Origin of the sequence: Phytopseudomonas flavescens, from assembly GCF_900100535.1 — a bacterium.
In the GTDB taxonomy this organism is placed as follows: Bacteria; Pseudomonadota; Gammaproteobacteria; order Pseudomonadales; family Pseudomonadaceae; genus Aquipseudomonas; species Aquipseudomonas flavescens.
Genome location: NZ_FNDG01000007.1, coordinates 215,727 through 229,816 on the forward strand (window position 1 = coordinate 215,727; position 14,090 = coordinate 229,816).

At 65.1% G+C, this 14,090-nt stretch carries 12 protein-coding genes; 5 read left to right on the top strand and 7 right to left on the bottom strand.

Annotated elements, in window-relative coordinates:
• Window positions 1–12: 12 nt before the first annotated feature.
• Window positions 13–1,596 carry a rhodanese-related sulfurtransferase gene (locus BLR94_RS11665; RefSeq protein ID WP_084304921.1) on the bottom strand — a complete coding sequence of 528 codons (1,584 nt, stop codon included), beginning with the start codon at window positions 1,594–1,596 and terminating at the stop codon, window positions 13–15.
• A gap of 3 nt (window positions 1,597–1,599) precedes the next feature.
• Window positions 1,600–2,202 carry a cysteine dioxygenase family protein gene (locus tag BLR94_RS11670; protein ID WP_084304922.1) on the bottom strand — a complete coding sequence of 201 codons (603 nt, stop codon included), beginning with the start codon at window positions 2,200–2,202 and terminating at the stop codon, window positions 1,600–1,602.
• A gap of 543 nt (window positions 2,203–2,745) precedes the next feature.
• On the opposite strand from BLR94_RS11670, the gene BLR94_RS11675 reads away from it, so the two are divergent.
• Window positions 2,746–3,735 (top strand): ABC transporter substrate-binding protein, encoded by a 990-nt coding sequence (locus tag BLR94_RS11675; protein WP_084304923.1) that lies wholly within the window; start codon window positions 2,746–2,748, stop codon window positions 3,733–3,735.
• Window positions 3,736–3,913: 178 nt separating this feature from the next.
• On the opposite strand, the gene mltF is transcribed toward BLR94_RS11675, so the two are convergent.
• Window positions 3,914–5,377, bottom strand: a complete 1,464-nt coding sequence (gene mltF, locus BLR94_RS11680; RefSeq protein ID WP_084304924.1) for a membrane-bound lytic murein transglycosylase MltF — start codon at window positions 5,375–5,377, stop codon at window positions 3,914–3,916.
• Window positions 5,378–5,548: 171 nt separating this feature from the next.
• Here mltF and purL point away from each other — a divergent pair, with 171 nt between their 5' ends.
• Together purL and BLR94_RS28250 are read left to right on the top strand one after the other, a co-directional pair.
• Window positions 5,549–9,445 (top strand): phosphoribosylformylglycinamidine synthase, encoded by a 3,897-nt coding sequence (purL, locus tag BLR94_RS11685; RefSeq protein ID WP_084304925.1) that lies wholly within the window; start codon window positions 5,549–5,551, stop codon window positions 9,443–9,445.
• A 166-nt stretch (window positions 9,446–9,611) separates the two neighbouring features.
• Window positions 9,612–9,845: a flavin reductase gene (locus BLR94_RS28250; RefSeq protein ID WP_208601343.1), complete on the top strand. Its 234-nt coding sequence runs from the start codon at window positions 9,612–9,614 to the stop codon at window positions 9,843–9,845.
• Window positions 9,846–9,867: 22 nt separating this feature from the next.
• Here the strand turns inward: BLR94_RS28250 and BLR94_RS11695 are convergent, their stop codons facing one another.
• Window positions 9,868–10,878, bottom strand: a complete 1,011-nt coding sequence (locus tag BLR94_RS11695) for an AraC family transcriptional regulator (RefSeq protein ID WP_084304985.1) — start codon at window positions 10,876–10,878, stop codon at window positions 9,868–9,870.
• Window positions 10,879–10,941: 63 nt separating this feature from the next.
• Between BLR94_RS11695 and BLR94_RS11700 the strand changes: the two genes are divergently transcribed.
• Together BLR94_RS11700 and BLR94_RS11705 are read left to right on the top strand one after the other, a co-directional pair.
• On the top strand, window positions 10,942–12,180 hold the full coding sequence (locus tag BLR94_RS11700) for an MFS transporter (RefSeq protein ID WP_084304926.1): 1,239 nt from the start codon (window positions 10,942–10,944) through the stop codon (window positions 12,178–12,180).
• A 225-nt stretch (window positions 12,181–12,405) separates the two neighbouring features.
• Window positions 12,406–12,723, top strand: coding sequence for a YqfO family protein (locus BLR94_RS11705; RefSeq protein WP_084304927.1), 318 nt, complete (start codon window positions 12,406–12,408; stop codon window positions 12,721–12,723).
• Window positions 12,724–12,804: 81 nt separating this feature from the next.
• Here BLR94_RS11705 and tatC read toward each other — a convergent pair whose 3' ends face one another.
• Genes tatC through tatA form a run of 3 tightly spaced genes read right to left on the bottom strand, consistent with a single transcriptional unit; the run spans window position 12,805 to window position 14,071 of the window.
• Window positions 12,805–13,554, bottom strand: a complete 750-nt coding sequence (tatC, locus tag BLR94_RS11710) for a twin-arginine translocase subunit TatC (protein WP_084304928.1) — start codon at window positions 13,552–13,554, stop codon at window positions 12,805–12,807.
• Window positions 13,551–13,838: a Sec-independent protein translocase protein TatB gene (tatB, locus tag BLR94_RS11715; protein ID WP_084304929.1), complete on the bottom strand. Its 288-nt coding sequence runs from the start codon at window positions 13,836–13,838 to the stop codon at window positions 13,551–13,553. The genes tatC and tatB overlap by 4 nt, the downstream gene beginning before the upstream one ends.
• On the bottom strand, window positions 13,838–14,071 hold the full coding sequence (tatA, locus tag BLR94_RS11720) for a twin-arginine translocase TatA/TatE family subunit (RefSeq protein WP_084304930.1): 234 nt from the start codon (window positions 14,069–14,071) through the stop codon (window positions 13,838–13,840). The genes tatB and tatA overlap by 1 nt, the downstream gene beginning before the upstream one ends.
• Window positions 14,072–14,090 lie beyond the last annotated feature (19 nt).

Below are 14,090 nucleotides of genomic sequence, written 5' to 3' on the forward strand. Positions count from 1 at the left end.
ACATGGGCAGGGTTAGATCACCCGGAACCCGTGGGTACCATCGCGGCCCAGTTGCTCGACCAGGCCGAACTCCCAGTCCAGGTAGCTCTGCATCGCTTCGCGAGGGTTGTCGGTGCCCTCGTAGGGACGCCGGTAGCGGTCGCTGCGCGGAACGGCCAGGTGCCGTTCGCCGGATTCGTCGGGCAGGCCGGCGGCGAACCAGGCGGCGTTGCCACCGGCGAGCAGGAACACCGGCTTGCCGGTCAGCGCCTGCAGCTCGCCGACCGCGAAACGCGCCAGCAGGCTGCTGCCACAGGTGAGTACGTAACGCTCGGCCACTGGCAGGTTTTCCAGGGCCTGTGGCAGTTGTGCGCGGATGGCCCAGTGGGCGCCGGCGATGTGGCGTTTGACGTGGTTGGCACTGGTGGTGAAGTCGATCACCAGGGTGTCGCCTGCCGCCAGCCAGCTTTGCAGGGTCTGTGGGCTGATTTCCTCGGCCTGGGGCAGGTCGGGCAGGGGGGCGGACCAGCCTCCGCTCTCGCTGAACGCCTCCGGCTGCAGGCCGTCCAGTACGTGCACATCCCAGCCCAGCTGGGCCAGCCAGGAGGCGCTCATGTTGGCGCGCACGCCGTCGTCATCGGCGAGCACGATGCGGGCGCCGCGCACACTGGCGAAGTGATCGGTTTCCTGGACCAGCTGGCCGCCGGGAGTGGAGCGTGAGCCGGGCAGGTGGCCGGCTTGGTATTCTTCCGGCGCGCGCACGTCGAACAGGTAGGTGGTGCGTGCTGGCTGGGCCCGCCACGCGTTCAACTGCTCGAGCGTGGCGCGGCCGACGCCGGCCTTGTCGGCCACGGCGCGGGCCGATCGCGCGGCCTGTTCACGGTTGCCCGCGCTGACCTCGCCGAAGCGGCGGCTCTGGCCGTTTTCCAGGCGCTGGCCGGCGAGGGTCCAGCCGATGGTGCCGTTGCGCAGTGCGGCGACCGGGTTGGGCACGCCGGCGTTGACCAGCGATTGGGTGCCGATGATGCTGCGCGTGCGCCCGGCGCAGTTGACGATGATCTGCGTGGACGGATCCGGCGCCAGTTCCCGGGCTCGCAGCACCAGTTCGGCCCCCGGTACGCTGATCCCGGTGGGGATGCTCATGGTCTGGTACTCGTCGAAGCGGCGCGCATCGAGCACCACCACATCGGCATTGGCGTCGAGCAGGGCCTGAACCTCCTCGGCGGCCAGCGACGGCGTGTGGCGCTGGCTTTCCACCAGTTCGCCGAACGCCTTGCTGGGGACGTTGACGTCGCGGAACAGCTCGCCACCTGCCTTGCGCCAGCCGGCCAGTTGGCCCTCCAGCAGGGCCACGTCGAGGTAACCAAGGTGCAGCAGGCGCTCGGCAGCCAGCTGGGCCAGGCCTTCGCCATCGTCATAGACGGTAATCGCGGTGTTGCGGCGCGGCACCCGTGCATAGATTTCCAACTCGAGCCTGGACAGCGGAATGTTGGCGGCGAACAGCGGGTGCTCTTCGGCGAAGGGGGCTTCTTCGCGTACATCGATGAGGGCGACTTCCTGCTGTTGCAGCAGGGCACTGCGCAGGTCGGCGAAAGAGCGGGTGACGATTTGGCTCATGGGTCAGGACTCGTGTTGGGCAGGCTGCCGTTGGGCAATGGAGGGCGGTGTGGAGTAGCCGGAGATGAACAGTTTTTCGCTGCCGTCCTCGCGGTACACGGCGCGGTGCAATGCGCCGATATCGGCACCGTAGACGTGGATGCTGATCGATACGCGGTCATCGAAGGCATTGCTGACTTGATGGATGTCGCCGATGCGCGGCGATACCGCCTCCACCTGGCCGGGCTGGAGGCGCACGGGGTCGCCATCGGCGTGCAGGCTACCGTCGGCCTGGCGGCTGAACCCCTGGGAATGCTCGGCGCCACGCAGCATGCCGATCAGCCCCCAGACACGGTGGTCGTGCACCGGCGTACGTTGCCCGGGGCCCCAGACGAAGCTGACCACCGAGAAGCGCCGTGCGGGGTCGAGGTGCAGCAGGTATTGCTGATAGCGTTCGTCGCTGGGCTGCGCGAGTTCGTCCGGCAGCCAGTCGTCATGGCTGACCAGTCGCTGCAGCAACTCGCCGCCTTGCTCGATCAGGGTGCCTTCGTCAGGCTCCTGGCCCAGCAGAGCCGAGAAGCCGGAAACGAATACGTTCAGGCGTTGTGAGGCTGGGGAGTGACTCATGGCGGGTGATCCGTAACGATTTGAAGCCTAAGGTAGCAATCCGGTATTGATTATAAAAATTCAATTTATGCATAAGCTAATATGCGTATTGAGTAATTTCAGGTGCGCTTCATCGGCCGCTTTCTCGCGCGTGACGGCTCACCCGTGGTTCAGGGACGGGTCCGTTGTCATCGTCTGCAATGGGGCCGCCGTGAAGGCATCGGTGCGGATATGATGCTTGAAGATTTCGCATATTAGGATATTCCTAAAATGAATTTCATTTTCTACTTCCAGCTGTATAGCTTTTATAAGCAACCACGTTTAAAGACGTTTGAATTATAACGAGGCATTTGCAGCACCTTGGTTCAGGTGTGATCGCGTGCCACGAATCGCCGCATGAGCCTCGCAATCATCGGCATGGGGACGGCCGCATGGGCTTCGAGCGGGTTACCGGTCGGCAGCGTGTCAGCGCCGGTGCTGAGGCCGTGATGCGCACGCTGGCCAACCCTTGTCGACGTTTCAGAGATCACCCGTCGCCGTGTAATCGCCATTGGAGTCCATCGCATGTCCCCCTTTCGTTTAACCGTCACTGCGGCTCTCGCCGCCCTGTCGTTCAGCAGCCTGTTGCAGGCTGCCGAGCCCGTCACCCTGCGTCTCGGCGACGTGAAGGGTGATCGCTACGCCTCGCTGCGTGCCTCGGGCGAGCTGAAGAACCTCGCTTACAAGGTCGAGCTGACGCCGTTCGCAGCCGGTGCACCGGTGCTCGAGGCGCTGAATGCCAATGCCCTGGACGTTGGCTTCACCGGCGATATTCCGTTCCTGTTCGTGCGTGCCGCCGGCGCCCCGTTGAAGGCGGTCGGGGCCTGGCGCTACAACGCCGCGACCGTGGCGCTGGTCGTACCCAAGGATTCGACGGCGCGCAGCGTGGCGGACCTCAAGGGCAAGCGGATCGCCGTCAACCGCGGCGGCTGGGGGCATTTTCTGGCCCTTGGCCTGCTGGAAAACAACGGCCTGACCGACAAGGACGTGACGTTCTCGTTCCTCGGCCCGGTCGATGGCCGTGCCGCGCTGGTACGTGGCTCGGTGGATGCCTGGGTGCCCTGGGAACCCTATACCTCCAACGCCATCCTCATCGATGATGCACGGGTGATCGCCGACGGGCGCGGCATCATGAGTGGCTATTCCTATGCCCTGGCCAGCGACAAGGCACTGGCCGATGCCGACAAGAAGGCTGCCATCGGTGATCTGCTGGTACGCCTTGCCAAGGCTCAGCAGTGGGCGCTCGCCCATCCACAGCAAATGGCCGAGGCGTTGTCCGCAGACCTCGACATCCCCCAGAACGTCGCCCGTCGCTGGGTGCAGGAAGCGCACATCCAGCCTGCAGCGCTGGACGAGGAGGTCGCCACCAGCCTGCAGAAGGCCGCTGACTTCTTCCATCGCCATGGGGTGCTACCGAAAAAGCTGGATGTGCAGGAGGCCTTCGATTTCAGCTTGGCAGGGGACGTACGCACAGCGATCGCGGAGGATCAGCCGTCGGCGCCGGTCGCGCGTTGATCAGTGGATCGCCCTGCCGGGCAGGGGACTGATCCGGTTCTGATGATCGCTCCGCTGTGGGAATCGCGTGTTCGGGCTGTTGACGTTTCGGCGCGGCCGTTAGGCAACGTCAACAGATCCTGGCGATCGAATCCGGCAGCCGACGGGGCGCGCACGCTATCCCTTCAGGTCGGGACGCTTAAAGCGGCGTCTTGTCCTGCTGTTCGGGGTGATCCCTGGCAACGCCGGGCACGTGCAGGCCGCTTTCTGCCACCTGGCTGCCTTCGAGTTGCGGCTGGGTTACCCAGGTGAGGATGTCGTAGTAGCGGCGGATGTTGCGCACGAAGTGCACGGGCTCGCCACCGCGGGCATAGCCGTAGCGGGTCTTGCTGTACCACTGCTTCTGCGACAGGCGCGGCAGGATCTTCTGCACGTCCAGCCACCTGTCGGGATTCAGGCCTTCGGCTTCGGTCAGCTTGCGGGCGTCTTCCAGGTGCCCGCCGCCGATGTTGTAGGAGGCCAGGGCGAACCAGGTGCGATCCGGCTCCTGAATGCTCTCGGGCAGTTGTTCCTTGACGTGCACCAGGTACTTGGCACCGCCGAGGATGCTCTGCTGTGGGTTGAGGCGATCGGACACGCCCATCGCCTGGGCCGTGCGCAAGGTCAGCATCATCAGGCCGCGCACGCCGGTCTTGGAGGTGGCGCCGGGCTGCCAGAGCGACTCCTGATAGCCGACGGCAGCGAGCATCCGCCAGTCCAGCCCATTGGCCTGGGCGGCCTTGCGGAAATGCTTTTCGTAGCGCGGCAGGCGCTGCTGCAGATGCTGGGCGAAGGTGTAGGCGCCGACATAGCCGAGGACGTCGACATGGCCGTAGTAGCGCTCCTTCAGGCGCTGCAGGCTGCCGTTGTCCTGGGAGCGCCGCAGGAAACCGTCGACCTGATCGAGCAGGCTGGTGTCTTCACCCGGGGCCACGGCCCAGCTCAGGTTGCGCGAGTCGCCGAGGTCGAAGCCGACGCGCACGTTGGGGAAATACACCTGGTTCATCGCCAGTTCGTTGGAGTCGACCAGGGTCAGGTCGATCTGCCCTTCATCGACCATGCGCAGCAGATCGACCACTTCCACATCGGCCGATTCCTCGTACTGCAGGTCCGGTTCCTCGACCTTCAGCGCGGCCAGTTGCTCGGCATGGCTGCTGCCCTTGAGCACCAGAATGCGCTTGCCGAGCAGATCCGCAGGGCGGCTCGGGCGGCGCTGGCCGTTGCGGTAGACGATCTGCGGCGTCACTTCCAGGTAGGGGACGGAGAAGCGTGCGCTTTGCTGGCGGCCCCGGCTTTCCACCAGGCCCGCGGCGGCCAGCACCGGGCCGTTGGGTTGGCCAAGGCGGGAGAACAGCTCGTCGAGGTTGTCGGCGGTCTGGATTTCCAGTTCGACGTCGAGGTCATCGGCGAAGCGCTTGACCAGCTCGTATTCGAAGCCGGTTTCGCCGTTGCGATCCTGGAAGTAGGTGGCCGGGCTGTTGCGGGTTATCACACGCAGCACGCCTTCCTCCTTGATTTGCTCGAGGCTGCTGGGAGGTTCCGTGCAGCCACCGAGCATCAGGAGTAATCCGATCGCCGAGAGCCAGCCGGCGTAGCGCTTGCCAATCAGGTGGGGGGAGGGCATCGGCGCAGTATACGCCAACGCCGTGCCGTACCATATCTGGACAGCGCCGCTGCGCTCTGCTAGGCGGCGGCGTTTGCGTTGCCGCGAGGCGCGAGCGGGTGTGCCGCCAACGACGCTTTAGGCTAGAATGTGCGGCCTCAAAGTACACCCCCTTCCCAGAGGCTGTCCCCGATGTTGATCCTGCGCGGCGCTCCCGCCCTTTCTGCTTTTCGTCACGGTAAATTGCTCGAGCAACTGACCGGCAAGGTTCCTGCGGTGACCGGCCTTTACGCCGAGTTCGCACACTTTGCCGATGTCGACGGTGCGCTCCGTGCCGACGAGGAGCAGGTGCTGGCCCGTTTGCTCAAGTACGGCCCGAGTGTGCCGGTGCAGGAGCCCAGCGGTCGTCTGCTGCTGACCATCCCGCGTTTCGGCACCATTTCGCCCTGGTCGAGCAAGGCCAGCGACATCGCCCGCAACTGCGGCCTCGGCAGGATTCGCCGCCTGGAGCGGGGCATCGCCTATTACCTGTCGGGGGAACTGAGCGAGGCCGACGTGCAGCAGGCGGCCGCCATCCTGCATGACCGCATGACCCAACTGGTGCTGAACAACCTGGAGGACGCCGCCAGGCTGTTCAGCCAGGCCGAGCCCAAACCGCTGACCGCCGTGGATATCCTCGGTGGTGGCCGCGCCGCGCTGGACAAGGCCAATAGCGACCTGGGCCTGGCCCTGGCCGAAGACGAGATCGATTACCTGGTCAGCGCCTTCCAGGGCCTGAAGCGCAATCCGCACGACATCGAACTGATGATGTTCGCCCAGGCCAACTCCGAGCACTGCCGTCACAAGATCTTCAATGCCAGCTGGGACATCGACGGCGAAAGCCAGGAGAAATCCCTGTTCGGCATGATCAAGAACACCTACCAGATGCACAGCGAAAACGTGCTGTCCGCTTATAAGGACAACGCCTCGGTGATCAAAGGCCACAGCGCCGGGCGTTTCTTTCCCAATCCTGAAACCCGTCAGTACGGCGCGGTGCAGGAGCCGGTGCACATCCTGATGAAGGTGGAGACCCACAACCACCCGACCGCCATCTCGCCGTTCTCGGGGGCTTCCACTGGCTCCGGCGGCGAGATCCGCGACGAGGGCGCCACCGGCCGCGGCGCCAAGCCGAAAGCCGGGCTGACCGGCTTCACCGTTTCCAACCTGAATATCCCCGGCTTCGAGCAGCCCTGGGAACAGGCTTACGGCAAGCCCGAGCGCATCGTCACGCCGCTGGACATCATGATCGAGGGCCCACTGGGTGGCGCCGCGTTCAACAACGAATTCGGTCGTCCGGCGCTGACTGGCTACTTCCGTACCTTCGAACAGTCGATCAGCACCCCCCATGGCGACGAAGTGCGCGGTTATCACAAGCCGATCATGCTCGCCGGTGGCATGGGCAACATCCGTGAAGATCACGTGCAGAAGGCCGAGATCACCGTTGGCGCCAAGCTGATCGTGCTCGGTGGCCCGGCCATGCTGATCGGCCTGGGTGGCGGTGCCGCTTCGTCGGTGGCCACCGGTGCCAGTTCGGCCGACCTGGATTTCGCCTCGGTACAGCGCGAGAACCCGGAAATGGAACGCCGCTGCCAGGAGGTCATCGACCGCTGCTGGCAACTGGGCGACCAGAACCCCATCGCCTTCATCCATGACGTCGGCGCCGGTGGCATCTCCAACGCCTTCCCGGAACTGGTCAACGACGGTGGCCGCGGTGGCCGCTTCGAGCTGCGCAACGTGCCCAACGACGAGCCGGGCATGGCCCCGCACGAGATCTGGAGCAACGAGTCCCAGGAGCGCTACGTGCTGGCCGTCAGCGCCGTCGATTTCGAGCGTTTCCAGGCCATCTGCGAGCGTGAGCGCTGCCCGTTCGCGGTGGTCGGTGAAGCCACCGAAGCGCCGCAACTGACCGTGACCGACAGCCATTTCGGCAACACTCCGGTGGACATGCCGCTCGAAGTGCTGCTCGGCAAGCCGCCGCGCATGCACCGTTCGGTGACCCGTGAAGCCGAGCTGGGCGATGACTTCGACCCGAGCACCCTGGACATCGGCGAAGCCGCCGAGCGCGTACTGCGCCACCCGGCCGTGGCCAGCAAGAGCTTTTTGATCACCATCGGCGACCGCACCATCACCGGCCTGGTCGCCCGCGATCAGATGGTCGGCCCGTGGCAGGTGCCGGTGGCCGACGTCGCCGTCACCGCCACCAGCTTCGACGTCTATACCGGCGAGGCCATGGCGATGGGCGAGCGCACCCCGCTGGCCCTGCTCGATGCCCCGGCGTCCGGGCGCATGGCGATCGGCGAGACCCTGACCAACATCGCCGCTTCGCGCATCGAGAAACTGTCCGACATCAAACTGTCGGCCAACTGGATGTCCGCCGCGGGTCACCCGGGCGAAGACGCGCGCCTGTACGACACGGTGAAAGCCGTCGGCATGCAGTTGTGCCCCGAGCTGGGCCTGACCATTCCGGTGGGCAAGGACTCGATGTCGATGAAGACCAGGTGGAGCGAGGAGGGCATCGAGAAGAGCGTCACCTCGCCGCTGTCGCTGATCGTCACCGGTTTCGCACCGGTCGCCGACGTGCGCCAGACCCTGACGCCCGAGCTGCGCATGGACAAGGGCGAGACCGATCTGGTGCTGATCGACCTGGGCCGTGGCCAGCACCGCATGGGCGCCTCGATCCTCGCCCAGGTGTACGGCCAGCTGGGCCGCCAGGCGCCGGACGTCGACGATGCCGAAGACCTCAAGGCGTTCTTCGCGGTGATCCAGGGCCTGAATGCCGATGGTCACCTGCTGGCCTACCACGACCGCTCCGACGGCGGCCTGCTGGTCAGCGCGCTGGAAATGGCCTTCGCCGGGCATTGCGGCCTGAACCTGCAGCTCGACGGTTTGGTCGAGAGCCGCGAGGAACTGGCCGCCTTCCTGTTCAACGAAGAGCTGGGCGCACTGATCCAGGTTCGCCAGGACGCCACCCCGGACGTGCTGGCACAGTTCAGCGCCGCCGGCCTCGGCGACTGCGTCGCGGTGATCGGCCAGCCGGTCAACAACGGTGACGTGGCCATCAGCTACAACGACCAGTCGGTGTTCAGCGGCCAGCGCCGTCTGCTGCAGCGCCAGTGGGCCGAGACCAGCCATCGCATCCAGCGCCTGCGTGACAACGTCGACTGTGCCGATCAGGAATTCGATGCGCTGCTCGAAGAAGACAACCCCGGCCTGGGCGTCAAGCTTGGCTTCGACGTCAACGACGACATCGCTGCGCCTTATATCAAGAAGGGTGTGCGTCCGCAGGTCGCCGTGCTGCGTGAGCAGGGCGTCAACGGTCAGGTGGAAATGGCTGCGGCATTCGACCGCGCCGGCTTTACAGCGGTGGATGTGCACATGAGCGATATCCTCGCCGGGCGTGTCGACCTCGATGCCTTCAAGGGCCTGGTCGCCTGCGGGGGCTTCTCCTACGGCGACGTGCTCGGCGCCGGCGAGGGCTGGGCCAAGTCGGCGCTGTTCAACGCCCGTGCCCGCGATGCCTTCCAGGGCTTCTTCGAGCGCAAGGACAGCTTCACCCTCGGCGTGTGCAACGGTTGCCAGATGCTTTCCAACCTGCACGAGCTGATCCCGGGCAGTGAGTTCTGGCCGCACTTCGTGCGCAACCGCTCCGAGCAGTTCGAGGCCCGCGTGGCCATGGTCCAGGTGCAGGAGTCGGCGTCGATCTTCCTGCGCGGCATGGCCGGTTCGCGGCTGCCGATCGCCATCGCCCATGGCGAGGGGCATGCCGAGTTCGAAAGCGAGGAGGCGCTGCTGGAGGCCGACCTGTCCGGCACCATCGCGCTGCGTTTCGTCGACAACCACGGCAAGGTCACCGAGACCTATCCGGCCAACCCCAACGGCTCGCCGCGCGGGATCACCGGCCTGACCAGCCGTGACGGCCGCGTGACCATCATGATGCCGCACCCGGAGCGGGTGTTCCGCGCCGTGCAGAACTCCTGGCGCCCGGACGAGTGGCAGGAAGACGGCGGCTGGCTGCGCATGTTCCGCAATGCGCGCGTCTGGGTGGATTGATTTCGCGCAGACATCGTCTGCCGCTCGACTCCCACAAAAAAGCGCCAGGTCGATCCTGGCGTTTTTTTGGCCTGCCATCCCTGGCGGTCACCCTGCGGGCCGTCGCCAGCGACGTCCAAAAGTGGCTCCCGGCCATTTTTTTGGCCCGCCGGCGCCAGCGGGAACGGTGGGGGCGCCATGGCTGCGCGAATGCTGGGCCAACCTGGAATGCCGCGTCGCCGACGATGGCGGGTCACGACGCTACAACCTGTTCGTGCTGCACGTACAGCGTATCTTGATCGACACCGCGTGCCAGGAAAAGCGGCTGATCCACCATCAGGGAGAGGGTCGTTTCAGTGCGGACGGAGAAACGCCCGACTTGGTCGAGCGCATGGTGAAGGGGCGCTATCTGATGGATTGATCGCGCCTGTGAAGCGCGCCGTTCACGAGGCGACCCCCGGTGCGACGCCATGCCGGCTGGCGCCGGGTGGCAGGCCGGTGATGCGTTTGAAAGCGCGGCTGAAGGCGGCCTGGGATGTATACCCGAGGCGTTGCGCCACGGCTTCTATCGGCAGCCTGTCCTGGGTCAACCACTGGCTGGCCAGGCGCATCCGCAGTTCCGTGGCATAACGCAGTGGCGGCGTGCCGATCGTGCTCTGAAAGCGCTCTGCGAAGACGGAACGGGAGGTGTGGCATTGCGCGGCCAACTCCGCCACGGTCCAGTCGCGGCCCGGCTGCCGGTGCAGGGCCAGGATGGCACGCGCCAGCCGGGGATCGCGCAATGCGGCGACAAGGCCCGAGGCGTTGTCGCAACCCGATTCGATCCAATCACGCACGATCATGGCCGCCACCACGTCGGCGAGGCGGGCCAGGATACCGGCGAAGCCGATGCGTTTGGAGCAGATCTCGCCTTTCATGGCGGCGAGGATCGGTATCAGTCCAGGGTAACGCCTGCCCTTGGCATCGATCACGATGAGGCCCGGCATCAGTTTTTCCAGGCCCTGCATGCCCCCCAGATCGAACTCCATGCAGCCGTAGAACAGGATGGCGCTGGGGATGCTGCTGGTACTGGGGCAGATATCGACGGCGCAGACCGTATCGCCCAGAGGAGCGGCCTCGATGCTGCCGATGTCCCGGGCGGCAACGGTCGGGCTGGAGAGAAGCTGATGCGCGCCGCCCTGGGGAATGAAGACGGCGTTGCCGGCCGACAGTTCGTGCAAGGCGCCATCGCCGGTGCGCAGGACTACGTTACCCACGGCAAGGAAATGGAAGTACGCGTGGCCCGGTTTGGCGTCGAAGTTCAGGCCGAACACCGATCCGGTCTGGATACGACGGTACTGGACGCCGCGCAGGCGCATGCCGGTCAGCAGTTCGCTGATGAGGTCGGAGGAGAGGGCGAATTGGTTTGGCGTGTCCACTTCAGGAGTTTCGATCAAGGAATAAAGACGCATCATCATAGATCATCCTGGTTGTCGAGCCTAGACTCCGCTCTCGATCGTTTCTCAGGATGTTGTCCGATGAGTAATTGTGTGTGTGATGCGTCGCCCGATGGCGCCGCCGATAGAGCCCCGGCGTCGCCTGCCTGGATGGCCGTGTTTTCGCTGGCGATGGGAGTGTTCGGGTTGTTGACGGCCGAATACCTGCCGGCCAGTCTGCTGACGCCGATGGCCGCCGATCTGGGGGTATCGGAAGCGCTGGCGGGACAGGCGGTGACCGTAACGGCGGTCGTGGCGCTGTTTGCCGGGTTGCTGGTGCCGGGCCTGACGCGCGGGCTTGACCGGCGGGTGATTCTGCTGGGGTTTTCCCTGCTGATGATCGCCTCCAACCTGCTGGTAGCCTTGTCGTCCAGCATGGTGGTGCTGCTGGCGATGCGTGTCCTGCTGGGCATTGCGCTGGGGGGCTTCTGGAGCATGGCTGCGGCCGTGGCGATGCGCCTCGTGCCGGCAGCGCTGCTGCCGCGTGCGCTGTCGATCATTTTCAGCGGCATCGCGGTCGGTACGGTCGTCTCCGTGCCCCTTGGTAGCTACCTCGGCGGACTGTATGGCTGGCGCAGTGCGTTTATGGCGGCTGCCGCCATTGGCGGGGTCACTCTGGTGTTCCAGTGGTTCACGCTGCCACGGATGGCACCGCGCAGCACGGTTCGGCTGAGGACGGTACTGGATGTGCTGCTGCGTCCCGGCATCGCCATCGGCATGTTCGGTTGTGTACTCGCCCACACCGGCCATTTCGCCCTGTTCACCTATATCCGCCCCTTTCTGGAAAGCACCACGGACATGGCCACGGACGGGTTGGCGCTGATGCTGCTGGGGTTCGGCGTGGCGAACTTCGCCGGCACGCTGCTGGCCGGTTGGCTGATGCAACGCAGCCTGCGCGGGACGTTGGCACTGATGCCCGCCCTGGTCGGAGTGGCGGCGTTGGCACTGGTGCTACTGCCGGCTACCGTAACGGGGCAGGCGTTGCTGGTCGCATTCTGGGGCATGGCCTTTGGCGGTGTACCGGTCGCCTGGTCGAACTGGGTGGCACGCTCGGTGCCTGATCAGGCCGAAAGCGCAGGGGGAATGGTGGTGGCGTCGGTGCAGTCCTCGATTGCCGTAGGTGCCGCAGCAGGGGGCGCGATGTTTAGCCTCAGCGGCATAGCGGGCGTATTCGTCGCCGGCGGCATTCTGATGCTGCTCGCGGCGTTGCTGATTGCGCTGCGCGTCGGCGTCCAGTCGCCTCCGCCCGGCGCAGAGGCGGGCCAGGCCTTGCGTCTTTGAGATAGGTCGCTCGGCCCGCCATACGCTTGCCGACCACACCCTGCGGCGGAGTCAGCCGCCGTTCGCTTCGCGCTGAATGTTGCCTATGCCCCTGTGAACGGCGTGCGCCATGGTCAGGTCAAAGGTGCTGGATGTGATGCCTTTATCACGCCCTGACCAGGCTAAGAGCCGCTGTACTATGGCATGATTAGTCCTGCTTTTCAGCGACTTGCGGCGGAGTGGTTGATGTACAAATTGTGTTTCTACGTTCCGGAGAGTCATCTGCAAAGCGTGAAGTCGGCGGTATTCGCAGCGGGCGGCGGGTGTGTCGGTGAGTATGAGCAGTGCTGCTGGCAGACCCTGGGACGCGGCCAGTTTCTCCCCCTGGAGGGGAGCCAGCCATTTCTCGGCCAGAGCGGCGCTCTGGAAACGGTCGCCGAATGGAAGGTCGAGCTGGTGGTGGCCGACGAGTCGATCCACAACGCGGTCAAGGCCCTCAAGCAGAGCCATCCCTACGAAACGCCTGCCTTCGATGTATGGCGTCTTTCCGATCTGCAGTTCTGACCCGGTCTGTTGCCTGCCAGCAGGCCATCGCTAGACCCGTCTCTTCCTTCTTTCCCGCGCTCGAGGCGTCCGCCTCGAGCCTCATTCTGTGACTGCCAGTTCCTGCCGGCTTTCCCGCTCCGGCCGGCGCTGGATGCTGCCGCAGGCGAGCAGGCCGACTTCGAACAGCAGCCACATCGGCACCGCCAGCATGGTTTGCGAGAATACGTCTGGCGGGGTCAGCAGCATGCCGACCACGAAGCAGCCGACGATCACGTAGGGTCGGCTGCGGCGCAGCGTGTCGACATCCGTCAGCCCGGCCCAGACGATGATGAAGGTGGCCACGGGAATTTCGAAGGCCAGCCCGAATGCCAGAAACAGGGCGAGGATGAAGTCCAGATACAGGGCGATATCGGTCATCATCTCCACGCCATCCGGCGTGACGCTGGCAAAGAAGCCGAACATCATCGGGAACACCGCGAAGAACGCGAAGGCCATGCCGGCATAGAACAGCAGGATGCTCGAGACCAGCAGGGGCACCGCGATGCGCCGTTCGCGGCGATACAGCCCCGGTGCCACGAACCCCCACGCCTGATGCAGCAGTACCGGCATGCAAAGGAACACGGCGACCATCATGGTCAGCTTGAATGGCGCCAGGAAAGGCGAGGTCACGCTGGTTGCGATCATGCTCGCGCCTTCGGGCAGGTAGCGGCGCAGCGGTTCGGATATCAGTGTGTAAAGGGTCTGCGCGAAGGGGAACAGGCCGAGGAAGGCCAGCGCAATCACCAGCAGGCAACGCACCAGCCGCTTGCGCAGTTCGCCCAGGTGCGCCGTCAATGGCATGCTGCTCATGCGCTGCCCTCCGATTTGCCTACGGCTGGTTGTGGCCCCTGCAGGTTGATGCCGCGACGCAGTTCCTGCTCCAGTTGCCGCAACGGCGCGGCGTCCAGTTCCTTGCTCACGGCCTGGGCATCGAGTTCACGTTCTACCTGATCACGCAGCATGCCCATCGCCCGTTTTGCCTGGCCAAGGCCGCGCCCCAGGGTGCGGGCTGCGACCGGCAGGCGTTCCGGGCCGAGCACCAGCAGCGCCACCACGCTCACCAGCAGCAGTTCGGTGAAGCCTATTTCGAACATCAGGCCTGGCGATCCGTGTGGGTGTGGGGCTGCTGGGTGGTTCCCGACAGCGGTGCCTGCTGCTGGACCTGTGCCGGCGGCTCGTCCGCTTCTTTGTTGCTGGCCATGGATTTGCGGAAACCCTGAATGGTTTCACCGAGATCGCCACCCAGCGTCTTGAGGCGTTTGCTGCCGAACAACAGAAACACGATCAACAGCACGATGACCAGTTGCCAGATACCGATGCCGCCCATGAAAACTCTCCAACGCGAT